Origin of the sequence: Bacillus sp. FJAT-27245, assembly GCF_001273955.1 — a bacterium.
In the GTDB taxonomy this organism is placed as follows: Bacteria; Bacillota; Bacilli; order Bacillales; family Cytobacillaceae; genus Bacillus_D.
This window is the reverse complement of the sequence record NZ_LIGI01000001.1, coordinates 3,337,169-3,358,899: the sequence shown is the minus strand read 5'-3', so window position 1 is coordinate 3,358,899 and position 21,731 is coordinate 3,337,169. Positions and strand designations below refer to the sequence as shown.

The 21,731-nt window shown below is 49.3% G+C and carries 16 protein-coding genes, 1 pseudogene and 4 riboswitches; of the genes and pseudogenes, 9 read left to right on the top strand and 8 right to left on the bottom strand.

Annotated elements, in window-relative coordinates:
- Window positions 1-205: 205 nt before the first annotated feature.
- From thiD to ADU24_RS16525, 3 genes and pseudogenes are all read right to left on the bottom strand, one after another.
- Window positions 206-1,018 carry a bifunctional hydroxymethylpyrimidine kinase/phosphomethylpyrimidine kinase gene (thiD, locus tag ADU24_RS16535; protein WP_053367650.1) on the bottom strand — a complete coding sequence of 271 codons (813 nt, stop codon included), beginning with the start codon at window positions 1,016-1,018 and terminating at the stop codon, window positions 206-208.
- 3 nt (window positions 1,019-1,021) lie between these two features.
- On the bottom strand, window positions 1,022-1,813 hold the full coding sequence (gene thiM / locus ADU24_RS16530) for a hydroxyethylthiazole kinase (protein WP_053367649.1): 792 nt from the start codon (window positions 1,811-1,813) through the stop codon (window positions 1,022-1,024).
- Between the two features lie 13 nt (window positions 1,814-1,826).
- Window positions 1,827-2,589, bottom strand: a pseudogene (locus ADU24_RS16525) (3-oxoacyl-ACP reductase).
- A gap of 132 nt (window positions 2,590-2,721) precedes the next feature.
- Window positions 2,722-2,831: riboswitch (TPP riboswitch) on the bottom strand.
- Between the two features lie 427 nt (window positions 2,832-3,258).
- Window positions 3,259-3,367, top strand: a riboswitch (TPP riboswitch).
- A 178-nt stretch (window positions 3,368-3,545) separates the two neighbouring features.
- Between ADU24_RS16525 and thiE the strand changes: the two are divergent.
- Both thiE and thiW read left to right on the top strand, forming a co-directional pair.
- Complete coding sequence (gene thiE / locus ADU24_RS16520) at window positions 3,546-4,232, top strand: thiamine phosphate synthase (protein WP_053367648.1); 687 nt, start codon at window positions 3,546-3,548, stop codon at window positions 4,230-4,232.
- Window positions 4,211-4,711 (top strand): energy coupling factor transporter S component ThiW, encoded by a 501-nt coding sequence (gene thiW / locus ADU24_RS16515; protein WP_053367647.1) that lies wholly within the window; start codon window positions 4,211-4,213, stop codon window positions 4,709-4,711. Before thiE ends, thiW begins: the two co-directional genes overlap by 22 nt.
- Window positions 4,712-4,854: 143 nt before the next feature.
- Here the strand turns inward: thiW and ADU24_RS16510 are convergent, their stop codons facing one another.
- The 4 genes from ADU24_RS16510 to ADU24_RS16495 form a co-directional block, all read right to left on the bottom strand.
- Window positions 4,855-6,069, bottom strand: a complete 1,215-nt coding sequence (locus ADU24_RS16510) for a M20 family metallopeptidase (RefSeq protein ID WP_053367646.1) — start codon at window positions 6,067-6,069, stop codon at window positions 4,855-4,857.
- A 215-nt stretch (window positions 6,070-6,284) separates the two neighbouring features.
- Window positions 6,285-7,118 carry a MetQ/NlpA family ABC transporter substrate-binding protein gene (locus tag ADU24_RS16505; protein WP_053367645.1) on the bottom strand — a complete coding sequence of 278 codons (834 nt, stop codon included), beginning with the start codon at window positions 7,116-7,118 and terminating at the stop codon, window positions 6,285-6,287.
- An 18-nt stretch (window positions 7,119-7,136) separates the two neighbouring features.
- The gene (locus tag ADU24_RS16500) at window positions 7,137-7,787 is read right to left on the bottom strand and encodes a methionine ABC transporter permease (protein ID WP_053367644.1); all 651 of its coding nucleotides are present in this window, start codon (window positions 7,785-7,787) and stop codon (window positions 7,137-7,139) included.
- Window positions 7,777-8,811, bottom strand: coding sequence for a methionine ABC transporter ATP-binding protein (locus ADU24_RS16495; protein WP_053367643.1), 1,035 nt, complete (start codon window positions 8,809-8,811; stop codon window positions 7,777-7,779). Before ADU24_RS16495 ends, ADU24_RS16500 begins: the two co-directional genes overlap by 11 nt.
- Window positions 8,812-8,998: 187 nt before the next feature.
- A riboswitch (SAM riboswitch) is annotated at window positions 8,999-9,103 on the bottom strand.
- Window positions 9,104-9,185: 82 nt separating this feature from the next.
- A riboswitch (SAM riboswitch) is annotated at window positions 9,186-9,290 on the bottom strand.
- 397 nt (window positions 9,291-9,687) lie between these two features.
- Here ADU24_RS16495 and ADU24_RS16485 point away from each other — a divergent pair.
- A complete protein-coding gene (locus ADU24_RS16485; protein WP_053367641.1) occupies window positions 9,688-11,040 on the top strand; it encodes a UDP-glucose dehydrogenase family protein in 1,353 nt (450 codons plus the stop codon).
- A 44-nt stretch (window positions 11,041-11,084) separates the two neighbouring features.
- On the opposite strand, the gene ADU24_RS16480 is transcribed toward ADU24_RS16485, so the two are convergent.
- Window positions 11,085-12,395 (bottom strand): acetamidase/formamidase family protein, encoded by a 1,311-nt coding sequence (locus ADU24_RS16480; RefSeq protein WP_053367640.1) that lies wholly within the window; start codon window positions 12,393-12,395, stop codon window positions 11,085-11,087.
- Window positions 12,396-12,704: 309 nt separating this feature from the next.
- Here ADU24_RS16480 and ADU24_RS16475 point away from each other — a divergent pair, with 309 nt between their 5' ends.
- The 6 genes from ADU24_RS16475 (at window position 12,705) to ADU24_RS16450 (ending at window position 21,640) form a co-directional block, all read left to right on the top strand.
- Window positions 12,705-14,075: an NERD domain-containing protein kinase family protein gene (locus ADU24_RS16475; RefSeq protein WP_053367639.1), complete on the top strand. Its 1,371-nt coding sequence runs from the start codon at window positions 12,705-12,707 to the stop codon at window positions 14,073-14,075.
- Entirely contained in the window at window positions 14,075-14,905 is an 831-nt protein-coding gene (locus ADU24_RS16470) for a serine/threonine protein kinase (protein WP_053367638.1), read from the top strand. The genes ADU24_RS16475 and ADU24_RS16470 overlap by 1 nt, the downstream gene beginning before the upstream one ends.
- Window positions 14,902-17,724 carry an AAA domain-containing protein gene (locus tag ADU24_RS16465; protein WP_053367637.1) on the top strand — a complete coding sequence of 941 codons (2,823 nt, stop codon included), beginning with the start codon at window positions 14,902-14,904 and terminating at the stop codon, window positions 17,722-17,724. Before ADU24_RS16470 ends, ADU24_RS16465 begins: the two co-directional genes overlap by 4 nt.
- Entirely contained in the window at window positions 17,706-18,935 is a 1,230-nt protein-coding gene (locus ADU24_RS16460; RefSeq protein WP_053367636.1) for a hypothetical protein, read from the top strand. The genes ADU24_RS16465 and ADU24_RS16460 overlap by 19 nt, the downstream gene beginning before the upstream one ends.
- A gap of 406 nt (window positions 18,936-19,341) precedes the next feature.
- Complete coding sequence (locus ADU24_RS16455) at window positions 19,342-20,376, top strand: glycoside hydrolase family 43 protein (RefSeq protein WP_082306949.1); 1,035 nt, start codon at window positions 19,342-19,344, stop codon at window positions 20,374-20,376.
- A gap of 13 nt (window positions 20,377-20,389) precedes the next feature.
- Window positions 20,390-21,640: an ABC transporter substrate-binding protein gene (locus tag ADU24_RS16450; RefSeq protein WP_053367635.1), complete on the top strand. Its 1,251-nt coding sequence runs from the start codon at window positions 20,390-20,392 to the stop codon at window positions 21,638-21,640.
- The last annotated feature ends 91 nt before the right edge of the window (window positions 21,641-21,731 follow it).

Sequence of the window (21,731 nt, the reverse complement as noted above, 5' to 3'; positions counted from 1 at the left end):
AAGCAGAAGATACGTCCCCAGTTTCTCCAGATTCTCTCATGAAAACCCCAATCAGGCAGCTGTCCCTTTTTCGTAAATTGGAATAGCAAAGTCCAGCCCATTATCACTTCCATCAGCCAGTCCCTGTTCCTTTCCACTTGCCAATTACGAAAGTGGAGAAGGAGCAGCTCCTTCCTGTTAAAAAATGGATTTCCGCCACACAAACTCAGCGCTTTCCTGCCAATTGGTTTTTCCGTTGAAACGCCCAGTGGTTTGTCGGGCCATGGCCATTTCCGACCTGGATGGCGTCCTCAATCGCTGCCTGGATAAACTGCTTCGCTGTTGAAACCGCATCATAAACGGAATGGCCTTTCGCCAGCTCAGCCGCAATCGCAGCCGAAAACGTGCAGCCAGTCCCGTGTGTATTTTTTGTCAGGATTCTGGGGCTGGTAAAATGGAAAAAATCCTCGCCATCAAAAAGGATATCAACGGCTTGATCCTTATCTTCATCATGGCCGCCTTTCATCACAACATAAGGTGCACCAAGGCCGTGAAGGATTCGCGCCGCTTCTTTTTTCTCTTCCTCGGTTTTAATCGCCATTCCGGCAAGCTCTTCCGCCTCCGGTATATTCGGGGTTACAACCATTGCGAGTGGGAGCAACTCCTCCTTAAGGGCTGTGATGGCTTCTTTTTGTAAAAGGGAAGTCCCGCCTTTCGCAATCATGACCGGGTCGACAACGACATTTTTCCAGCCATAAGACTTGATGCTCCCTGCTACGGTTTGGATTATTTCCGCATCAAAGAGCATGCCAGTCTTGACGGCATCTGTTCCCATATCATCTCCAATCGATTGGAGTTGCCTGGCCGTGGCTTCAGAGGGGAGCGGGTAAACCGCCTGGACGCCAAGCGTATTCTGGGAGGTTACGGCAGTCAAGGCGGACATCCCGTAAACGCCAAGCTCCTGGAATGTTTTAAGGTCTGCCTGAATCCCGGCTCCGCCGCCACTGTCCGAACCGGCTATCGTTAACACTTTTCTCATCCTTTATTCCTCCTCCTGATAATAGTCAAACGCACTGATTCGTAGAAGGTCGTCAACATTTATATGGTGAAGCTGATTCAGCAATTCGATTTGGAAGCTTTCAGCAGCGAGTTGTGCGGCTGACCCGTACGTAACGAGAGCGGCAGCGGCAGCTTTTAAGGTGTTTTTCTCGACCGCGGCGAAAGCGCCAATGACAGAGGTGAGGAGGCAGCCTGCGCCTGTCACTTTTGTCAGCAGTGGATGGCCATTGCGAATGGTGAAGGTTTCGATGCCGTTTGTTACGACATCTTCCTTGCCCGTAACCGCAATAACAGTGTTCAGCTTTTTCGCTGCTTTCACGGCCAGTTCCCGGGTATTTTTATTCGATTCGACTGCATCGACGCCTTTGATTTCCCATTGTTCTCCGGCAATGTTGGCGATTTCCGCAGCATTTCCCCTAATCACGGAAATGCTGAGTTCTTCTGCAAGCATACGGGCGGTTTCAGTCCGGTACGTTGTTGCCCCGGCACCGACAGGATCAAGGACGACCGGCACCCCGTTCCTGTTTGCCGACTTTCCTGCAAGGATCATTGCATCAACCGCGGGAGCAGTCAAGGTTCCTATGTTTAAAACCAAACTGCCCGCAATGGACGCCATTTCGGCCGCTTCTTCTTTTGCATAAGCCATTACAGGCGAAACCCCAAGAGCCAGGAGCCCATTTGCGGTAAAATTGGTCACAACGACATTCGTAATATTATGGACCAGCGGATTTTGTTCCCTAATTTTCAGCAACAGTGAGCAAATTTCCTGTTTCAACTCTTTCCCCTCCCTAATTCATCACAAGGCCGCCATCAGCCATCATATTTTGTCCGGTGACAGCCCGGCTCCATGGCGAAGCGAAAAACAGGACAGCATCCGCCATTTCCGTAGGGGATGTGACCTTACGTAGCGGGGTGGAAGCCTTGATCAGCTCAAAGACCTCATTAGATGTAGCGGCACTCGCATCGGTCGTTTTTAAAAGCCCGCCCGAAACCATATTGACGGTAATCCCGTATTTCCCAAGGTCGGCAGCCATATTCCGGGTAAAGCCGAGCAGGGCGGCTTTGCTTGTCGTGTAATCATGGTAAGGTACGACTGGATGTTGAACGAGGTTGGTCCCAATATTGATAATCCGGCCAAAATTCTCTTCCTTCATATCCTCAAGGCCTGCCTGGATAGTATGTAAGCTTGCCTTGACCGCGCCTTCAAGCTGGAGGAGATAATCCTCCCAGCTGATTGAAAAAGCGTCCTTATTTTTAACAGGATTGAATTTGATAGAGACGAGGGCATTATTGACGATTGTCGTCACCGGCGAGCCGAAGTAGCTGTTTTGCCTGTTCGAACAGTTCCTTAACCTGGTCGGCGTCACGAACATCCGCCCTAATAGCAACAGCCCTGTCTCCAAGTTCCTGGACAAGGTTTTCCGCCAGCTCCCCACTGTTAAAATAATTGCCAATCACCCTCGCGCCTTCCCGCGCAAAAGCACGGGCAATCTCACGTCCAAGGCCCCGGCTTGCACCGGTCACAAGGACAACTTGGTCTTTTATTTCCATTGTCATTTCCCCCTTATCAGAGTCGATTACTTATCCAGTCGGACTCCTGAACAAAAGGTGAATACCGAAATAGGTTTTGGGATGCAAAAAGGCCAGACCCATAGAGGGGCCTGGCCTTCATTCTTCATTGGCAGTGCGTCACCTCTACTTTCCTACGCTGGTATCATCCAGATCAGGTTCAAAGGGTTAAAAAACTCGGCGTTTTTCTCTCAGCCCGCGACAGGGCACCCCTAGTAGTCTCGCGAATATGTAACTATACCCAATGTTACCCTTGAACAGGAGGGAAGTAAAGAAATCCCTCTCCAAGGGGAAATCGTACACTCGAAATTTCCTTGCGCTTATGCGAATATAACGCTCTAGATAGCAGGAATTGCAAGAAGCCAAAGACTATATTATCACCATACAGTTGGACAATCCAATTGGGCCATTTTTGTTAAAAATTCTCGCCGAACTCAAAACGGTTTCACACACCATTAAAGGAGGAAGTACCGCCTAGCCTGTATTCATAAGTTGTTTTCTGAATGCTATCCATCTTCCATCCGCAACCCAATTTATAAAAAACTCCTTTTGCAAATAGACACCTTTCTCCAACCTTATCCCATGTAGCCTTGAAGCGTTTTCCTTTACCTGTTTCCATTTTAACCATAAAATGAGGATAATTGCATAATGCGAGACTACTAGGGGTGCCCAATTTTGGCTGAGAAAGGAACGGTATGTTTCTTAACCCTTCGGACCTGATCTGGATTATACCAGCGTAGGAAAGTAGAGGAGAGGCAGTTTTTCATTTCCTTTTGCTTTAAAGGCCAGGTCCGTATTTTGGACCTGGCTTTTTTGCGCATGAAAATACCGTATGCAGGTCTTGAAATGTGAAGTACATAGTTAGAGGTGCTGGGCTCTCGCTGGATAAACTATCCGGCTGAGGGAGAGCCTTGTTATAAATTAGGAGGGAATCGAAAATGCCTATGATTGATTCAGCAAGAATGAGAGATTTATTGAGGGTTTACTTTATTGCAGGCAGCATGAACTGCCTGAAGGATCCGGAGGTAGTTTTGGAGGAAGCAATTGCTGGCGGGATTACACTGTTTCAATTTCGCGAAAAAGGAACGGGTTCCCTGGAAGGAGAGGAGAAAAAGATACTTGCCGGAAAGCTGCACCAAATCTGTAAAGCGCACAACATCCCTTTTATTGTGAACGATGATGTGGAACTGGCGATTGAACTTGATGCGGACGGTGTCCATGTCGGCCAGGAGGATGCCGAGGCCGGCGGAGTAAGGAAGAGGATTGGCGATAAAATCCTTGGTGTGTCGGTGCATAGCGAGAAGGAAGCGCGGCTCGCTCTCGAAGCTGGTGCTGACTATGTTGGCATAGGCCCAGTTTTTACAACGAAAACAAAAGAGGATGCGAAGCCGGAGCGGGGCACTGGGTTGATTGAGCAATTGCGGGCCACTGGATATGAAGTGCCTATCGTTGGAATCGGCGGGATAACCGTTGGCAATGCAGCTTCGGTCATAAAGGCCGGTGCGGACGGCGTATCTGTCATATCAGCAATCAGCCTTGCCGAGAATCCTATCCAAGCTGCACAGGAGCTGGCCAACCAAGTAGAGCAAGGAGGACTTGCATTATGCGAAAAACACAGAAACTGACTATAACTGCGATGTTTGTTGCAATTGGCACGCTGACGAGCCATACGTTTTATATCCCGCTTGGCATTGTAAAAGCCTTTCCGATTCAGCATCTGATCAATGTCCTTTCAGCTGTTTTACTGGGGCCATACTATGCTGTAGCCCAGGCATTTTGCGTATCCCTCATGCGGAACATGATGGGGACGGGCTCGATTTTCGCATTTCCGGGCAGCATGCTTGGGGCATTGCTTGCGGGATATCTTTTTGCAAAGGCGAAAAAGGCAGGCATGGCCTTTGCCGGCGAAGTGGTTGGGACAGGGATTCTCGGCGGTATTGCAAGCTACCCCATAGCTGCTTTATTCATTGGCCAGGAGGCTAGCTTGTTCGGGTTCATACCAGCATTCATCACCAGTTCGCTCGTCGGGTCAGGAATTGCATTCGTGCTATTAAAAATTTTCCAACGGAACAGGGTTATCGAGAAGGCTAGCAGCCACCTGTAATGCAAATTGAACCGTTCATGCGTTTAGGTATGTTTTAAAAGTAGTACCTGATTATTTCAAGAAACTTGGGACGGGAAAATTTCTTGGCTTTTAGACAAATGACCCGGCCGCAATGTGCAAGCCGGGTTTTCATTTAAAAATGCTTATTTCGTTTCAGCAGCTTTCCTCTGGGCAAACTCTGCCTTAATTGCAGATAGAACTTCAGCATCAGTAAGTAGCCTCAACGCAGTAAGGGCAAGCCCCTTCGCACCAGTGATCAGCGCTTCGTCGCCTTTAGGCGAAGCGGCTGCCTCGCGGAAAGGAACTGTGTGGGCGACGAGGTCATTCGGACCAATTTTAATATAAGGATGGATCGTCGGAACCACCTGGCTGATATTGCCGGCGTCGGTTGATCCGAGTCCCGGGCGGTCGCCCTCAACGACGGTTTCTCCGAGATCCTCGATGACTTCCTTGAACACTGCATCGTACGTCTTATTTAATAGAAGATTATCGACTTCATTTTGGAAGGCGATGACGTTCAGTTTTGCACCGGTGGCAAGCGCGGCGCCTTCCGCGACCGCTTTTACCCTGAGTGTGACTTCATTCAGGGTGCTCCTTGTCGCTGCGCGGATGAAGAAGCGCGCCTTTGCGTATTCCGGTATGATATTTGGCGCATCGCCGCCGTGTGTGATGATTCCGTGGATGCGTACATCATCGGTCAGCTGCTGGCGAAGTGCATTGATCCCGTTGAACAGCTGGATGACAGCATCCAATGCGTTAATCCCTTCATGCGGTGACGCGGCGGCATGGGCCGGTTTTCCGAAAAACTCAAAATCCAATGGGTCAACAGCCAATGAAGAAGAGGTCAGCCTCGTTTCGCCAGATGGGTGAATCATAAGCGCGGCATCGATTCCTTCGACAAGGCCATGCTTCACAAAACTTCCTTTCGCGCTGCCGTTCGGGCCGCCTTCCTCGGCTGGAGTGCCGAACACAACGGCCTCGCCACCCGTTACATCAATCACCTTGCTCAAGGCAATAGCCGCGGCCACACTCGTCGTGCCAATGATGTTATGGCCGCAAGCATGCCCGATTCCCGGAAGCGCGTCATATTCAGCAAGGAAAGCGATTGCCGGCCCTTGCTTCGCTGATTTCTTCCGCGCGACAAAGGAGGTTTCGTGTCCGGCAACAGCTATTTCCACTTCAAAGCCCTCATCTTCCAAAAGCTTGATGTGCTGGGTGGAGGCGAAAAACTCCTCATTGCCGATTTCCGGGCGGGCGTGGATTGCCTGGCTTGTCGCAATGTAGAGGCTGCGCTTCGCCTCAATGTTTTCAATGATTGCATACTTCAATTCGGTTAACGATTTTGCCGGTGCTGCCATTTTAACTTCCTCCTTTGTGCTCTATGAAATAGGGGAGAGGGAGAAGGCCTTTCCCCCCGATATGCTAAATCAACAGTAAGCTGAAAGTGAGTTTCAGGTTCGAAAACCAACTGAGGCACTGGCTCCATCCCCGGTTTCACCGCCGCCCCAACTCAACTCTACTCACCTCCATACTGCTCCTGGGACCCATCCAACATCAGCAAGCTTTATCGACCTTACCAGCCAATTTTGCTAAGCGGAACGAAAGTCGGGATGGAGTTGCCTTTGAATTCTTTTTCGATGAATTCCTTTGTGTCATCCTGCTGGTAAAGCTCCGCAAGCCTCTTCAAGGTTTTGTTGTCTTTGTCTTCCTTGCGTACGGCAATAATGTTGATATAAGGAGTCGCAGTTTCGCTTTCCAGGAAAATTGCATTGTCACGAGGCGTCAGCCCTGCGTCAACGGCAATCCCGTTATTGATAATCGAAGCGGCCACGTCCGGCATAACCCTTGGCGTCTGGCCGGCAACCATCGGAACAAGCTTAAGCTTCTTTGGATTTTTAACAATTTTGTCAAGGGAGCCAATGCCGTCAAAACCTTCCTCAAGCTTGATCAAACCAGCTTCCTGGAGCAACAGCAGGCCGCGTCCCATATTTGTTGCTTCATTGGCAAGCGCAATCTTGCCGCCTTTCGGTATATCCTTCACATCTTTGTATTTTTCGGAATAGATGCCCATTGGAGCAATTTGCGTTGTCGCGATTGGCACAAGATCAAGCTTATGTTCCTTGATGAACGCGTCGAAATACGAAACGGTCTGGAAGGAGTTCGCATCCAGTTCGCCTTCCGCGAGCGCAAGGTTTGGCTGTACATAGTCGGAGAACGTGACGAATTCAACGTCAATGCCTTCCTTCTTCGCCTTTTCCGCCACGAAGTCCCATACGCGGTGATCCGTGCCGCTGACCCCAAGTTTCACTTTAACCGTTTTATCTCCCTTTGCGGATGAAGAGTCCGAGCATGCCGCGCTAAACGCTGCAAGTACAAGAACAAGGATTGCTAATACGATTTTTTTCATTGGTAAAATTCCTCCTGATTATCGTCTTCTGATTTTCTTTGCTGCAATATTTCCTGCCGACTGCAGGCCCTGTACCATCACAATCAAAATTCCGACTGTAATGAGCATGGTCCGCGTATCAAACCGCTGGTAGCCATACGTAATCGCCAGGTCTCCTAGGCCGCCGCCGCCTATTGCACCCGCCATTGCCGAAGCGCCGATCAGGCCGATTGTCGCAATCGTGAACGCGAGGATGAGGGAGCTCAATGCTTCGGGTAAAATAAACCTGAACACAATTTGCCACGGGGTAGCCCCCATTGCCTGGGCCGCTTCAATCACCCCGGGGTCGACTTCAAGAAGCGAATTCTCAACCAGCCTCGCAATATACGGCCCCGCGTAGAAAACGAGCGGGACGACCGCTGCCGCCGTTCCGATTGACGTACCGACTATAAATCTCGTAATTGGAATGATTGCCACGAGCAAAATAATGAATGGAACCGAGCGTAAAACGTTGATAGTGCCATTAAGAACATTAAAGACGGGTGCATTTTCAAGCAAATGCCCTTTTCGCGTCACAACGAGCGCGATGCCAAGCGGGATMCCTAGTACCGCCGAGAACAATAGCGAAAATCCAACCATTTGCAGCGTTTCGATGAGTGCCTCGATGATTTGGTCCGAATTAACTAGCATGTGCTCTCACTTCCTTTATGTTGACATTCTGCTGATGGATATAGTTGAGCGCTCGGATGATTTCCTTCTCGCTTCCCTGGAACTCGACAATCAAGTTGCCGAATGGCGTCCCTTGCAGCTCGGTAATATTTCCGAACAGCACGTTCACATTAAGGTCGAACTTTTTCGCAAGCCTGGACAGGAGCGGCTGCCCGGCTGAATCGCCGACAAAATTGATCCGGTACACTTTCTGCAGCCCGGCGTTTTGCTCAATCAGCTCTCTGACCGAATCCGGGATGCGGTCGTTCATGACCGAACTCACGAAATTCCTCGCAGTCTCCGTTTTCGGCGCTGAGAACACATCGAATACTGAACCCTGCTCGATGATTTTCCCTGCCTCGATGACCGCCACGCGATCACAGATTTCCCTGATGACCGACATTTCATGAGTGATAATCAGGATTGTGATGTTGTATTCCTTGTTGATTTTTTTCAAAAGCTGAAGGATGGAACTCGTAGTCTGCGGGTCAAGTGCTGAAGTCGCCTCGTCGCAAAGCAGGATCGACGGCTGCGTCGCCAACGCCCGCGCAATTCCAATCCGCTGCTTCTGCCCGCCGGAAAGCTGATCCGGATAACTATCCGCCTTATCGGCAAGCCCAACAAACTCAAGCAGTTCATAAACCCGATTCCGAATCTTATCCTTCGGCGTATTGGCGAGAATAAGCGGCATCGCCACATTCGCAAACACCGTCTTCGAATTCAGGAGATTGAAATGCTGGAAGACCATCCCGATGTTCCTTTTGACCTCACGCACTTCTTTTGCCGAAAGGGAAGTCAGGTCATTCCCATCGACAATCACCTTCCCGGAAGTCGGCCGCTCAAGCAAATTCACACAGCGGATCAGCGAACTTTTTCCCGCCCCGCTGAAGCCGATCACCCCGAAAATCTCCCCCGTATTCACCTTCAAATCAATCCCGTCAAGCGCGGCAACCTGATTCCCGCCGCCCTCGCCATACACCTTCCGCACCTGTTGAAACTCAATCATCTGCCTGCCTCCTAGTCTTCATATGTATTCTTGTTTCTTTTCTCTTTTGGGAAAAATGCTTTGCGCCCACGCACCCTGCGGGCTATCCACCCCGTCTACCCACGCACCCCGCTCCGGAAAAAGGAAAAGCCCTCTCCTGGGGGGACAGAAGAGGGCATACACTTGCACATAGGCAAGCAAGGGTCTCTTCTTATCTCCCAAGCTTTCGCTTGCTGGAATTGGCACAGACCTCCAAACGGAGTCCGCTGCCGAGGCGTCATAGGGCCAGTCCCTCAACCTCTCTTGATAAGAATAAAAATAGTATGGGGTGATGTTTGGAGGAAAATAAAAAGCCCCTTCATAAAGAAGAGGACAGAATTGATCAAGTTCGCCTCTTCTCATCTATCAAGCATCGCTTGCTGGATTTGGCACAGAGCTCCAACCGGATCTCCGCTGCCGAGGTGTCATAGGGCCAGTCCCTCAACCTCTCTTGATAAGAAGGTACAACATATTCGCTTTTCAAATTTCCTGTGTCCTACTCTACCCCCTAAAAACTTAAAAGTCAAACACTTTAAACAATTAAATTTTTTAGGTGCATAAAAAGGTACCATAAAAAGGTGCCTGGTACCATCCGGGAAAAAAATGTCCCACTATGATGCCAGGCACCCATCCGGGACAAAAAACATCCCACTTTGGTGGCTGGCACGATCCGTAGACCAATCTTAGTTTTGTCTGCTTGGCATGGACAGGCGAGGTTTAGGGTTTCTTTTTTGGACGTTCCAATCAATTGGTGCCCGTTGTCCATAATAGCAAGCAGGGAGCGAGGCTTGTTTTTGCCGATTGGCGGATGTAGGATTTAGTTGACAGCAAGTAGAAAAAGTAAGGGCGGATTCATTTATGTACAGGATTGCAGTAGCGGGAACGGGGTACATTGGCCTTGTGGCTGGCGTTTGTTTTGCGGAAGTGGGCCACATGGTGACGTGCGTCGATAGTGACGAAACAAAAATAAACACATTAAAGGCGGGAGTTTGCCCAATTTTTGAAACAGGCCTGCAGGAACTTTTGCGGAAAAATTCCGAAGCCGGTCGGATTGGGTTCACAACGGACTTTCGCCACGCCTACCGGGAAGCGGACGCGATTTTTATTGGAGTCGGCACGCCCGAGCAGCCGGACGGTTCAGCTGATTTGTCCGCTATTGCCCAAGTGGCCCGTCAAATTGCCGAATCGCTCGAAAATGATTGCCTAGTTGTTGTAAAATCGACCGTCCCGGTGGGCACGAACGACAAGGTCGAGCAATTTATCCGGGACTTTTTATTGAACGATGTGAGGGTGGAGGTTGCCTCGAATCCGGAGTTTTTGGCACAGGGGTCGGCCGTCTATGATACGCTCCATGCCAGGCGCATCATCATCGGCACTGAAAGTGAATGGGCGGAGGAAAGGCTGCGGGAAATTTACGAGCCGTTCCATTTGCCGATCGTTTCTGTCAACAGGAGGTCGGCGGAGATGATCAAGTATGCAGCGAATGACTTTCTCGCCTTGAAAATTTCCTACATGAACGATTTAGCGAACCTATGTGAATTGGTTGGTGCAGATATAGAGGATGTAGCCAAAGGAATGAGCTACGACGAACGAATTGGAAGCAAGTTCCTGAACGCGGGGATTGGCTTTGGTGGTTCCTGTTTTCCAAAGGACACGAAGGCGCTTGATTACATGGCGCGCCAGCATGGCTATGAGCTCAGGACCGTAAAGGCGGCAATCGATGTGAATAACGAGCAAAAGACGCTCCTTTTTAAAAAAGCGAGCAGAAGGCTGATAACCTTCAATGGTTTGAAGGCCGCGGTCCTCGGACTGACCTTTAAACCAGGAACAGATGACATCAGGGAAGCGGCCTCACTCGAGAACATACCGCTGCTTCTTGATCAGGGTGCAAATGTCTATGCGTATGACCCGGCGGGACAAGGCAATTTCTCGGAGCTCTACCCCGAAGGCCAGTACGGGAGAGGAAGCCTAACGTATGCCACGACCATTGAAGATGCATTGGAAGGCGCTAACGTTTGCTTCATTTTCACCGAATGGGACGAAATCAAACAAATCGAACCCGAAACATACAAAAACCGAATGAGAACCCCACTCCTCTTCGACGGCCGCAACATTTACCTGCCAGAAAGCATGCACGCTGCGGGAGTCGAATACCACTCCATCGGAAGGGGCGACAGGCGGACGGTGGCACAATATAATGCCAAGTTTTAAATGGGAGAGACCCCGGCTGAAAATCCGGAGCCTCTCCACACTATCTATTCAAGTATGGCGCGGTAGTGGTCTTTTATTAAATGGGCGAGGTTAAGCCTTTCCAGGTATTTTACTGGTGCTAGGAAGGTAACGGTGACGACGCCGGGGTGGCGGCCGATTTCAATCGAACCGGTGATGGTTGCCCGGTTCATCACTTCCGGAACGGTGATGCCAAGTGCTTCCGCAGCGCGCTCAAGCCCGTTTGCGGTGGCGTCATTCAGGTTGGCGCCGGTCCCGATGAATGAGATTGGCAGCGAATCCTCAAGCTTGTTAACACCCCATTGCCTCGCTAATGCCATGGCGGATTCTTTTTCTTGTTTCGTAATCGGTTTGGCGAGATAAGGAAGGTCTTCCGGAACCGGCAGCAAAATCGGTCCCTCAATCTTCAATCCTTTAATGACAATGGCCTGGAGGGTTACGATTCCGGCAACATCGGCAGTATGGCCGGCGATTTCCCCGTCGCCCTGCATCGCATGCATGTCGCCTAGGTAAATCCCGCCGCCATCAACTTTTACAGGGCAAACCAGGACCGCGCCTTCGCGGACCCTGTTGATGTCCATATGCCCATCCGTCCGGTCCTCCAATTGCTCGCGGGAGATGGTGTATTCATGCGGGGCCTCCACGAGAAACTGCCCGAAGTCACCCGCATTGTGTGAATCCGGCATCCTTCGCGCCGGGGTCGTTCCGAGCTGGCCGAGAAACGGACGAAGCCTGGCAACGGTGCCGACCATATCATGCGGGGCGAACGCGACAATCGGATTTTGCACCGAATTTTCAGGCGTGTTCATGAAACTCCTGCCCTGGGCCGCAGCTTCTTCAGCAGCGTCCTTATTAAGCGTAACGCCCACTTTTCGGTCCGAATCGAACGCAATCGTATAGCCATGGGTAAAAATGAACGGAGTAACATCGGTATCACAATTGGCGCACCTGACTGACTCCGGTCCCGACCCAACGACTTTCGTGTCCGGATAAAGCGTTCCGCAGCCCGGACATTTCACGGCGACAAACGGATCGCCCACAAACCTGCCTTCAACAGGCGAGTCATTCCCCGATGATGTGCCCATCGAAGTGACCTCGATGGACTTGATGCGGATTGCAATCGCATCGCCGACTTCCGCACCCTCGACATATACCGGCTTTGTTACCTCATGCCCGCCCCTCAGGCAGGGTGTGATCATTGGCCCCCAACAGCCCGGCGCCGTATTCGCTACAATATGGCCGCCATTTTTCAAAGGGCCAAGCATTTCCTCCGCGGGATCCAGAATGCCATTCGTGAATTCATTTACGAACACTGTTTGACGAGCTTCCTTCATCATAACAACCCCTCCTCCAAAATTACCCAACTACTTTCATTATAACGAACAAATCCGCTAAAAGACCAATTTTTGGATTGGAGGGAATGCGTTAAGTCTCAGACCCCACAAAGTGGTTTTGGAGTCGGCGCGCCTTTCGCTCCAATCAACATATAAGTTAGGCATTTATACCAAACCGGCACGTATGGTGAAGAACCCTGCGTTTTTCAATTACGCTATCGATAAATGGTCTGACTTTTAAGAAAATAAAGGAAAGTTGGAGGATAATGTCGAAATAGGAAATAAATAGATAGTAGTTTGGGGGGGATGAGAGTGAAATCCAAAGTTGTTTTTGCTGGAGTTCCGAAAGAGAATGAGAAGCGGGCCATCCAGGAATTAAAGAAAAAGCTGCCGCGGGAAAACCATATTATCATTGTCGGCGCCCTCGTGCCGAAGGATGGATACATTAAGGACCAGGAAATGGATGTCATCCTGATTTGTCCGAAAGGAATTTTTAACATAGAAATGAAGTCGTATCGGGGAACGATTATTACCCCGATCAGTAATATGAGCACAAAGCTTGTGACCCGGACAATTACCGGGGAACAGAAGACGGTCGATAACCCGATTATTCAGGCCGCCTCGCAATCGCGGACATTGCATTCATATGTTAACAGGAAGGCACAACGGCGTTTAAGAAAGCGGGTGTCGGTCCGCCCGGTCATCTTATTTACAAGCCCGAGAAACGAACTTGCATACGAAATAGACCAGGGCGGGACGAATGAAGTGATCCATCATATGGATACTATTTCAAAAGTTTGGATGGAAGGGCAGCCGGAATTGACCCCGAACGAAATCACAATCGTGTATGAGTCGTTTGGAATCCGCGAGGTGAAATTTACCGGGCAGTCGATTAATATCGATGTCGGCGGCTATGTACCGAAGCGGCTGCTGTTCGAACAATCCAATTACCACGTGTATGAAGCCGTTGACGAATTTGACCAAAGGTATTTCCTGAAGGTCCATGAAATCAACCCGGCACTTCTGAAGGAAGACCAGGAGCTGTTTTTGACCATCACCAAACGGGATACGAAGGTCCGGGCAAAGCTAAGGGACAACCCTTATGTCCTTTACTACCATGCAAGCCCCTTCACGTATGGCGATTACATCTGCTCAACAACGCAGTGGGTCGGCCATACTTCCTTCTTTTCCCTGATAAAAAAAGCCCGTCCTCTCGAGGAGAAATTGGCCCTCCTGAAGGAATTGTTCAAAGCGCTGCGTTCCATCCACAGCCAGGGAGTTTTCCACCGTGATCTGACTCCAAGGAACATCCTCTATACGGATGAGCAAAAGCTGAAAATCATCAATTTCGATTACTCGCGCATTTTGGGCGAACCAACAGTCGGAGCGGGAATTCCCTTTGATGAAAAAAATGCCTACGCAGCACCGGAAACGAATGTTGAGGAGTGGAAGGCGGATATCGATTTCCATACTGACTATTATTCGTTTGGCATTATCGCCTATGAGTTCCTGGCAGGGAAGTATCCGTATAAATCCGACATCGACCTGAAGCATGACACGCTGGACAAGCTCGTTCCGGGCATCTCCGAGGATTTTGCATTTGCCGTGGAAAGCCTGATCAGCATCAGCCAAAAAGACCGGGATTTCGGGTGGCAATATTTAGAGGAGCTTTGGGGGCTGTAATGTTCAATCCAAACTTCTTTGACAACTATGAGATTTTTGACCCGATTCCCGGCACCGAAAAGGAAACCGACTTTTTCGAGTCGTCCCTGTCATTCGGAAAACACCGCCTGACAGGAGAAGATGTCGTCATCAAACAAATATTCCTGATTGACCCAACCGATATGAAGGACAGAAAAAAACGGATCATGGTTGAAAATATGTTCCAGGAGGAAATCCGGATTATGCGGAACCTCCTCCAGCTTGATTGCACGGCGAAAATAAAGGAATTCTTCATCGATGACTTCGAAGTAGTTTTCGCGATGGAAAAAGCAGGCGGCTCCACCGTCAGCGAGCTCATCTTTTCGGACGGGGCCACCCTCGGACAGCGGATCGGCATTGCCGTTAAAATTGCCAAGGCATACAGTGAGATCCACCGGCTTGGCATTATCCATCGCGATTTGTCAGACCACAATATTTTTGTCGATGAAGGCGGAAACGTCAAAATCATCGACTTTGGCCTTTCCTTCCAGCGCGTTGGCGTGCTGATCAAGGCTGGAACGGATGTGTTCCCACCGCCGGAAGCGGCCACACTTCACCACAGGCCGACGCCAGCCTATGATATTTTTTCGTTCGGCGTGCTCCTTTACTTGATGGTTTTCCGGAAACGCCCGTTTGAAAAAGGGGAAATTTTGCAAAAAGGGACAGTCATCCTTAATTTCCCTGGTTCACCAGCCATCCCGGTTGGCTTGAAGGAACTTATGGAAGATTGCATGCAATTTTTACCGGGAAAACGGCCGAAGTCAATGCTCGAGGTCGCAAGAAGGCTTGAAAGAGTGGTGATTGATAAATGAGCAGGATCATTGGCGATGCGCTATCAGGCAGGACAATACGGGCATCAGGGATGCTCAACTTCCAGGTTTCCGCGAGTGAAGCAGGAAATGTTACCTTGATTCTTGCCCAAATAAAAGAAAGTGAATGGCTGTGGGCGGAATTCCGCGGAGAAGGGAACATTCAGCTCCATACGAAGGATTACAAGCTGTTATGCAAAAAATACGACAGCCCAGCCCATGGAAATGCCGCATTCCGGGTCAATGGCGTGAAAAAGCGCAATGCCGCCGACCGCACCCGTATGGTCCGTTACGGGCTCCGGCTGATATTGCTTGAACAACCCTTTGTGTTTTCCGGGGAAAATTTCAACATGCAAAAGAACCGGAATGCCGCCTATGTGTTTGCCGACCTTTATAAACTCTCGCTGAAACTCGGCCAGCTCCAGCAGGAATCGCGCGAGGACAGCTTCGAACAAAGGCGGCGGAAACAGGCGGAACAGGAATGGGCCTCCCAGCTGATTCAGATGATTAATAAGCAGGAAGATACCGATTTTGCGGAAACAAAAAAGAAGTATTTCTATTACGACCGTTTCACTGAAGCTGTTTCTTCCCAGGTAAAAGGTGTGTCTTATTCCTTTAAGGTGGTTATCGATGAAAAATACGCCTACAATGACCTGGCAATTTCCGCCGACCCGTTCCCGCTAACGTATGAAGGGCTGATTGCCGGAAAAGTGACCCGCTCGGATGAACATGAAACGATTCTTTCATTTGCCCACAGCGTCGATTATGGAAAAATTCCCAAGCAGGGCTACTTGCTGGTTGTGCCCAACAATACAACGTACCGCGTTCAGAAAAGGACCGTCCAGGAACTCATTGATGGGCAGAGTGTAAATGAAAAGCTATTGAACTACCTCGTCCATAAAGAATTTGAAAGCTACGATGCAACAGGGTCAGAGCATCCGAAAGGCGGCAGTTTATTGCCGAAACAAGAGGAGGCGGTTGAAAAGGCGGTTGCGACGAATGATTTTCTCCTCGTCCAGGGGCCCCCGGGAACAGGAAAGACGACCATCATTGTCGAAATGGTCCGCCGCCTGATTGGAAAAGGGGAGCGGGTACTGATCAGCTCGAAGAACAATCTTGCCGTCGACAATGTCCTCGAGCAATTAATCGATGATGGAATCGATTGTGTGCGAATTGGCCGCGAAGAAAAGGTGAAGGTAGCCAAGGTAAAGGACGTCCTCCTCGACCGGGTCGCAGTTAAGCTTCAGGAAAACATGATTAGCCGCTGCTCGGAAGACCAGAAACTCCTTCAATCGGAACGCGCCCGCGCGGAGGAATTCACCCGTTTGCTTGGGGAAGTGTCTGAAGATGTGGGCCGCTTTCAGGCGATTCACCGACACGCTGCCGGATTCAGGCAAAACCTTTGGAAGCTTGAAAAAAAGGCGAAGTGGAAGCTGTTCCACTTTTTTGCGCCATTGGCCTTGCTCAGGAAAACGACTAAACTCCTGCCTTTTTTAAAAATAACCACGGAGGGCTTCGAATTAAAAGCCCAAACGAAATTAAAAACAGCCCTTACCGAAAATAATGGTTATCAGGAATTGCTTATAAGGCTAGAAGCGGAGGAAGGCCAGGAAAATACGCACCTTTTGATGCTAAGCGCGAAATTGGATGGTTTCCTTGAACCGGAAAAAGTCGCTGGGCTCGCGGAAGAAGAAAACTGGCACCGCCTTCAGCAAAAAGCCGCCAACACGCTGGCCTCGTTCCAAAAGCAAACATCGATATCCGCCGATTGGATTGATGAACTGCAGGAGAGGCAGCAATCGTTGTATCCATTACTATTGAGAACCGTGCCGGTCCTAGGCGCTACATGCATCGGAATTGACACATCCCCGGAATTCAGGGATACCGAGTTTGATACGGTCATTATTGATGAATCAGGCCAGATTACAATCTTTGATGTGCTCGTGCCCATGGCTAGGGCTAAAAAGGTCATCCTGATTGGCGATCATATGCAGCTGCCGCCAGTCTCCGACTCAAATCTCGCAAAAGAATTCAAGGAAATGGAATTGCCCAGCGAATGGATTGAGAAAAGCCTATTCGAAGAGCTTTATTACAAAGCTCCCGATTCACATAAGGTGATGCTCGATACACAATTCAGGATGCATCCGCTTGTGGCATCGTTCATTTCAAGTGAATTTTACGGCGGGGAATACATATCCGGGGTTAGCCCGGAACAACGGACAATAGGGTGGGATTTGTACGAATCTCCGCTTGTATTCATCGATACAACCCGCTGTGATGAGCGATTCCAGCAATGCATCCCGGACGAGGACCATCTCGTTTATTTCAATCAGCTTGAAGCATACCTGGCAGCCCAGGAACTAATAAAAATCTTGAAATTTGGCCGAAAGCCGGAAGAAATCGGTATTGTGGCCCCGTATAAAAAGCAGAAGATGATCATTGAGGGCCATTTGCCTTCCATGCTAAAGGAGGCCGGGTTTTCCCCAGAGGAAACGCGGAGAATCGTTTCCGGTGTTGAAATTGATACGGTTGACAGCTTCCAGGGGCGTGGAAAGGAAATCATCCTGTTCAGTTTTACGAGGAGCAGCCCTGATTTTGAAATCGGATTCTTGAGGGAGCTCCGGCGCCTGAATGTGACGATGACCCGCTGCAAATCGCTGCTCGTCCTGATAGGGGACATGGAAACACTCGCGAACGCGAAAGACAAGCGGTCGGCCGTTTTATTTAGAAATCTTAGGAACTATATCAGCAGGCACGGACAATACGTGGATGCCAAGCTCCTGTTGAAAGAAGGTGAAGCCCCGTGGCGACAGCTCGTATAAAATCCCCGCTCGGCATGATGCGGAACAGGGAAAACCCAAGGCCGCTTGGCAGGCTGATCCAGCTTGATTATCCGGTCTATAACCTCCCTGTCATATTGAAAGAACGGATGAGCGAACCTTACGAAAGCCTGGAATGGTTCATCACCCGCTTTCTCCATGAAGGAAATGTAACGACACAGGATGAATTGGCTGTTAGGCTTGGCCTGCCTGAAGGATCACGGATTCTTTCGGAAACGCTTACCCACCTTGAATCGATTGGCCATATCAGGAAAGGGGATGAGCGTTACAAAGTATTGAAGAATGGCGCGGAGTCGTATGAAAAGCGGGAAAAGATTTATGATGCCGAGTCGCGAAGGCTTCTTTACTTTGATGCCCTTACTCTAAAGCCGCTCCCGCGCGAATTTTACGAGGATCCGGCCAATGTTATTTTGCCAGCCGACAACAGGGACATGCTGAACAGGAGTTTCGTGTTCGATTTATGGAGCCCTCTTGCCGACAACACGGTCCAACAATTGCTCCGTTACAACGGGACCCAGCGGTATTCGTTCAATTTGCCGCAGGAAATGATTGAAATTGAGATTAATAGGGAATTACTCGCCGCTGAAGAACTTGGCTTACACGGCGAAATCCGGTTCATCCCTTTGTTCATTTGTTTCTACGGAGAAGAGGATGACTTTTTAACCTTCACGAGGACGAACAAATGGGACGGGATTGACATCGAAGTGTATATTGGAACAACCGGAAAACGCTCTCCGTTTTTTGAGCATCTTATTGTCGGAAATCTAGTCAGGGTTTGGGCGATGATCCATTCCGAGGAGCAGTTATACAAAGGAAAGCCATTGTCCCTATCTGTAATGGGTCTGCCGCTTGGGGATTACCTCGACATGGGCAGAGGGGAAATGGATCGGACCGGGAATATGAAATATGCCATAAGGCCGGAAGATATCGAAAAGTGGCGCGAATCGCCGGAATTCCAAAACCGGATCCTCCGGCATCTTGCTTACACGAAGGAACTGCCCCTGCATGTAAATGAGCAGCTCGGCCCGATATTGGCTTTCCTTCTCCCGGACGATGCCACTTATAATCAGCTTCTAACCCTTCTCAAGCAACAGAACCAAGCCTACTACAACAAATACGAATACAGCGGCACCTATATCCAAAACCAAAACAACCTCCTTCACCAAATCTTTTCCTCTACATGGAAAAGCTAAAGCGACTTTAGCCCCTTGGCAGAGATTTTGTCCTGCAAGGGGCTATTTTTAAAAGAGCATTATATTTTTGGTAAAACTTTAGTAAAAAGACAACTGAAAGTCACCCCTCAATTGTCGCTTTAACCTCCATTCATTTCCAAAATAAATCTCGGTATTCAAAAATAGGCCGTTCATCCCCCGAATCTACATCTCGACTGTATCATTGAAAACCTTACAATTTCCATCCTTGGAATTTGACAACCATTTCAAATAAGGGTAGATTAAAAGTGTAGTAAACTTTTAATAAAACTTTTTGCAAAAGAAATTTTTTTAGCACCGAGTGAAAGCGCATTCATTTTTGTTTTTCAAATTCAAACGAACCTAAAGGAGGGGTCCTGACACCATTACCAAAACAGGGGTTGAAAAAATGCAAAAGCGAAAAACGTTAAAATGGTTTTTACTTTTTGCGGGGTTGATATTAGTGCTTGGGTTGATTGGGCTTTGGCGTACGTTTGAAACAGAGGAGGCCCTGGCGTATACGAATCCTGTCGGGGGCATCACCAATATTGGCGACCCATTCGTTATGAACGATGGGGACATGTATTATATGTATGCGACATCAGCCGCATCGATCGGTTTCAGGGTTTGGAAGTCTGATAATCTTGTAGACTGGGATGAAATCGGCATGGCATATGACATCACGGAACAGGAGGACCAATGGGCGACAGGTGACTTCTGGGCACCCGAGGTGATCAAGTATAACGGCCAATACTACATGACCTACAGCGCGCGCAATAAGGACGGCCATCTCCAGATTTCTGTCGCCTCGAGCAAGGATCCACTCGGTCCGTTCAAGGACATTAGCACCGAGATTGTGAAACAGGAAGGTTCGTATATTGACGGGCATATCTTTGTCGACGATGATGGCACGCCTTATTTTTACTATGTGAAAGATTGCTCCGAAAATATCATTGACGGCTATCATGTCAGCCAGATATATGTCCAGAAGATGACAAGGGACCTGACTGCCTTAACCGGCGAGCCGACATTCCTTATCGGGCCCGATCAGGAATGGGAAGGCCTTAAAGATGAGTATCAATGGAACGAGGGCCCGTTCGTGTTGAAAAACAAAGGCAAGTATTATCTGATGTATTCTTCAAACTACTATGCAAGCCCTGATTATAGTGTCGGTTACGCGGTTTCGGACAGTCCGGTGGGGCCTTTTAAAAAAGCGCCGGAAAACCCGATTCTGAAAAAGGATCTGGAAAACGGAATTTCCGGCCCGGGCCATAACAGTGTGACAGTTGGGCTGGATGGAAAGACGCTCTATGCTGTCTACCATACCCACACCGATCCGGCAGCGCCAAGCGGCGACAGGCAAATGAACATGGACCGGCTCTACTTTGAGAATGGAAAGCTGAAAATCGACGGCCCGACCTATACAGAACAAAAATTACGCTGAGGGGGAATTAAAAATGAAGAAATCGAGATTAGCCATGATTTTGATGCTTATCGCGGCTCTAGTACTAAGCGCCTGCAGCAGCGGCAGTGAAAAATCTTCAGGCGACAGCAAAAAGGAAAAGAAGGAAATCGTTCTCTGGAGCGGCACGACCGGTCCGGACGGTGATTTGATCAAGAAGGATATCGACCGCTACAATGCCACAAACCCTGACTACAAGGTGAAAATTGTTGCTATGGAGGGCGGGGTATTGGGGAACAAGCTGGCCAGTGTAACCCGTTCAGGCAAAGGTGTTCCTGATATCGCTTTGATTGCATCCGAAGCTGTCTCCACTTACCACTCCCAGGGGATGCTTGAGCCTTGGGATGAGTTCATTGACGGCACTGAAGTAAAAGGTGAAAACTACCTTGCAGAAGCATGGAATGTAGGAACAGTTGAGGACAGCCAGTTCGGAGTCCCGGCAACAATGGGAAGCTGGGTCATGTACTACAACAAGGACCTCGTGGATAAGTATGTACCTGGCGCGGCCGATGACAACATCATCACCTATGAAGAGGTTATGAAAGCGGGCGAAGCAGCGAAGGCCGATGGAATTTACGCTTACGGATTCACTTGGCCGATGCAGAACTTCAACAACCTTTACCTGCAAATGGGCGGAAAGTTCTCTGATGGGGAAAAGCCGACCATCGATAACGAAATCGCTGTGAAAACAATCGAGCAGTTCAAAAAGATGCATGACCTTGGCTATATGAACAAAAAGGGCGAGGACATGAACAAGCTTTTCAACAACGGAAAAGTCATCTTCCTTCCAGAAGGAACATGGATGCTCTCGCAAATGAGCAAAATTACCGATTTTGAATGGGCTGAAACATTCACTCCACAGTGGGATGCAGCACGTGTCATCCAGGGAAGCGGCGCCGACCAATTTGCAATGTTCAAGAGTAAAGAACGCTCTAAAGAGAAAATCAAAAGTATTGTAAAGTTCATTGAATGGCTGCAGGGCAACCAGACTGAATGGATTAAGTCTGGTGCGAACCCTACATCTTTGGGAATGCTCGACAATGAAGAATATACGAGCATGCCGCAATCGTTCCTTTTGAAAACGGACGAAGCGCGTAAGGCTGTTACAATCATTACCGATCCGGGCAGCTCCTATGTCTTTGGTGAAATTGATTCCTCCCTTTGGGACATGATCCAGGGCAAGGTCGACATTAAGGAACAGCTGAAGAAAATCCAGCAAACTGTCAACGATAAGATGGGCCAGTAAAAGCAAGTGGTTGGAAAAGGAGGAGGGATCCATTCCTCCTCCTTTTTCTATAAGACCCAGTTGATAGGCACCCAACAGCATCCTTTCAAAA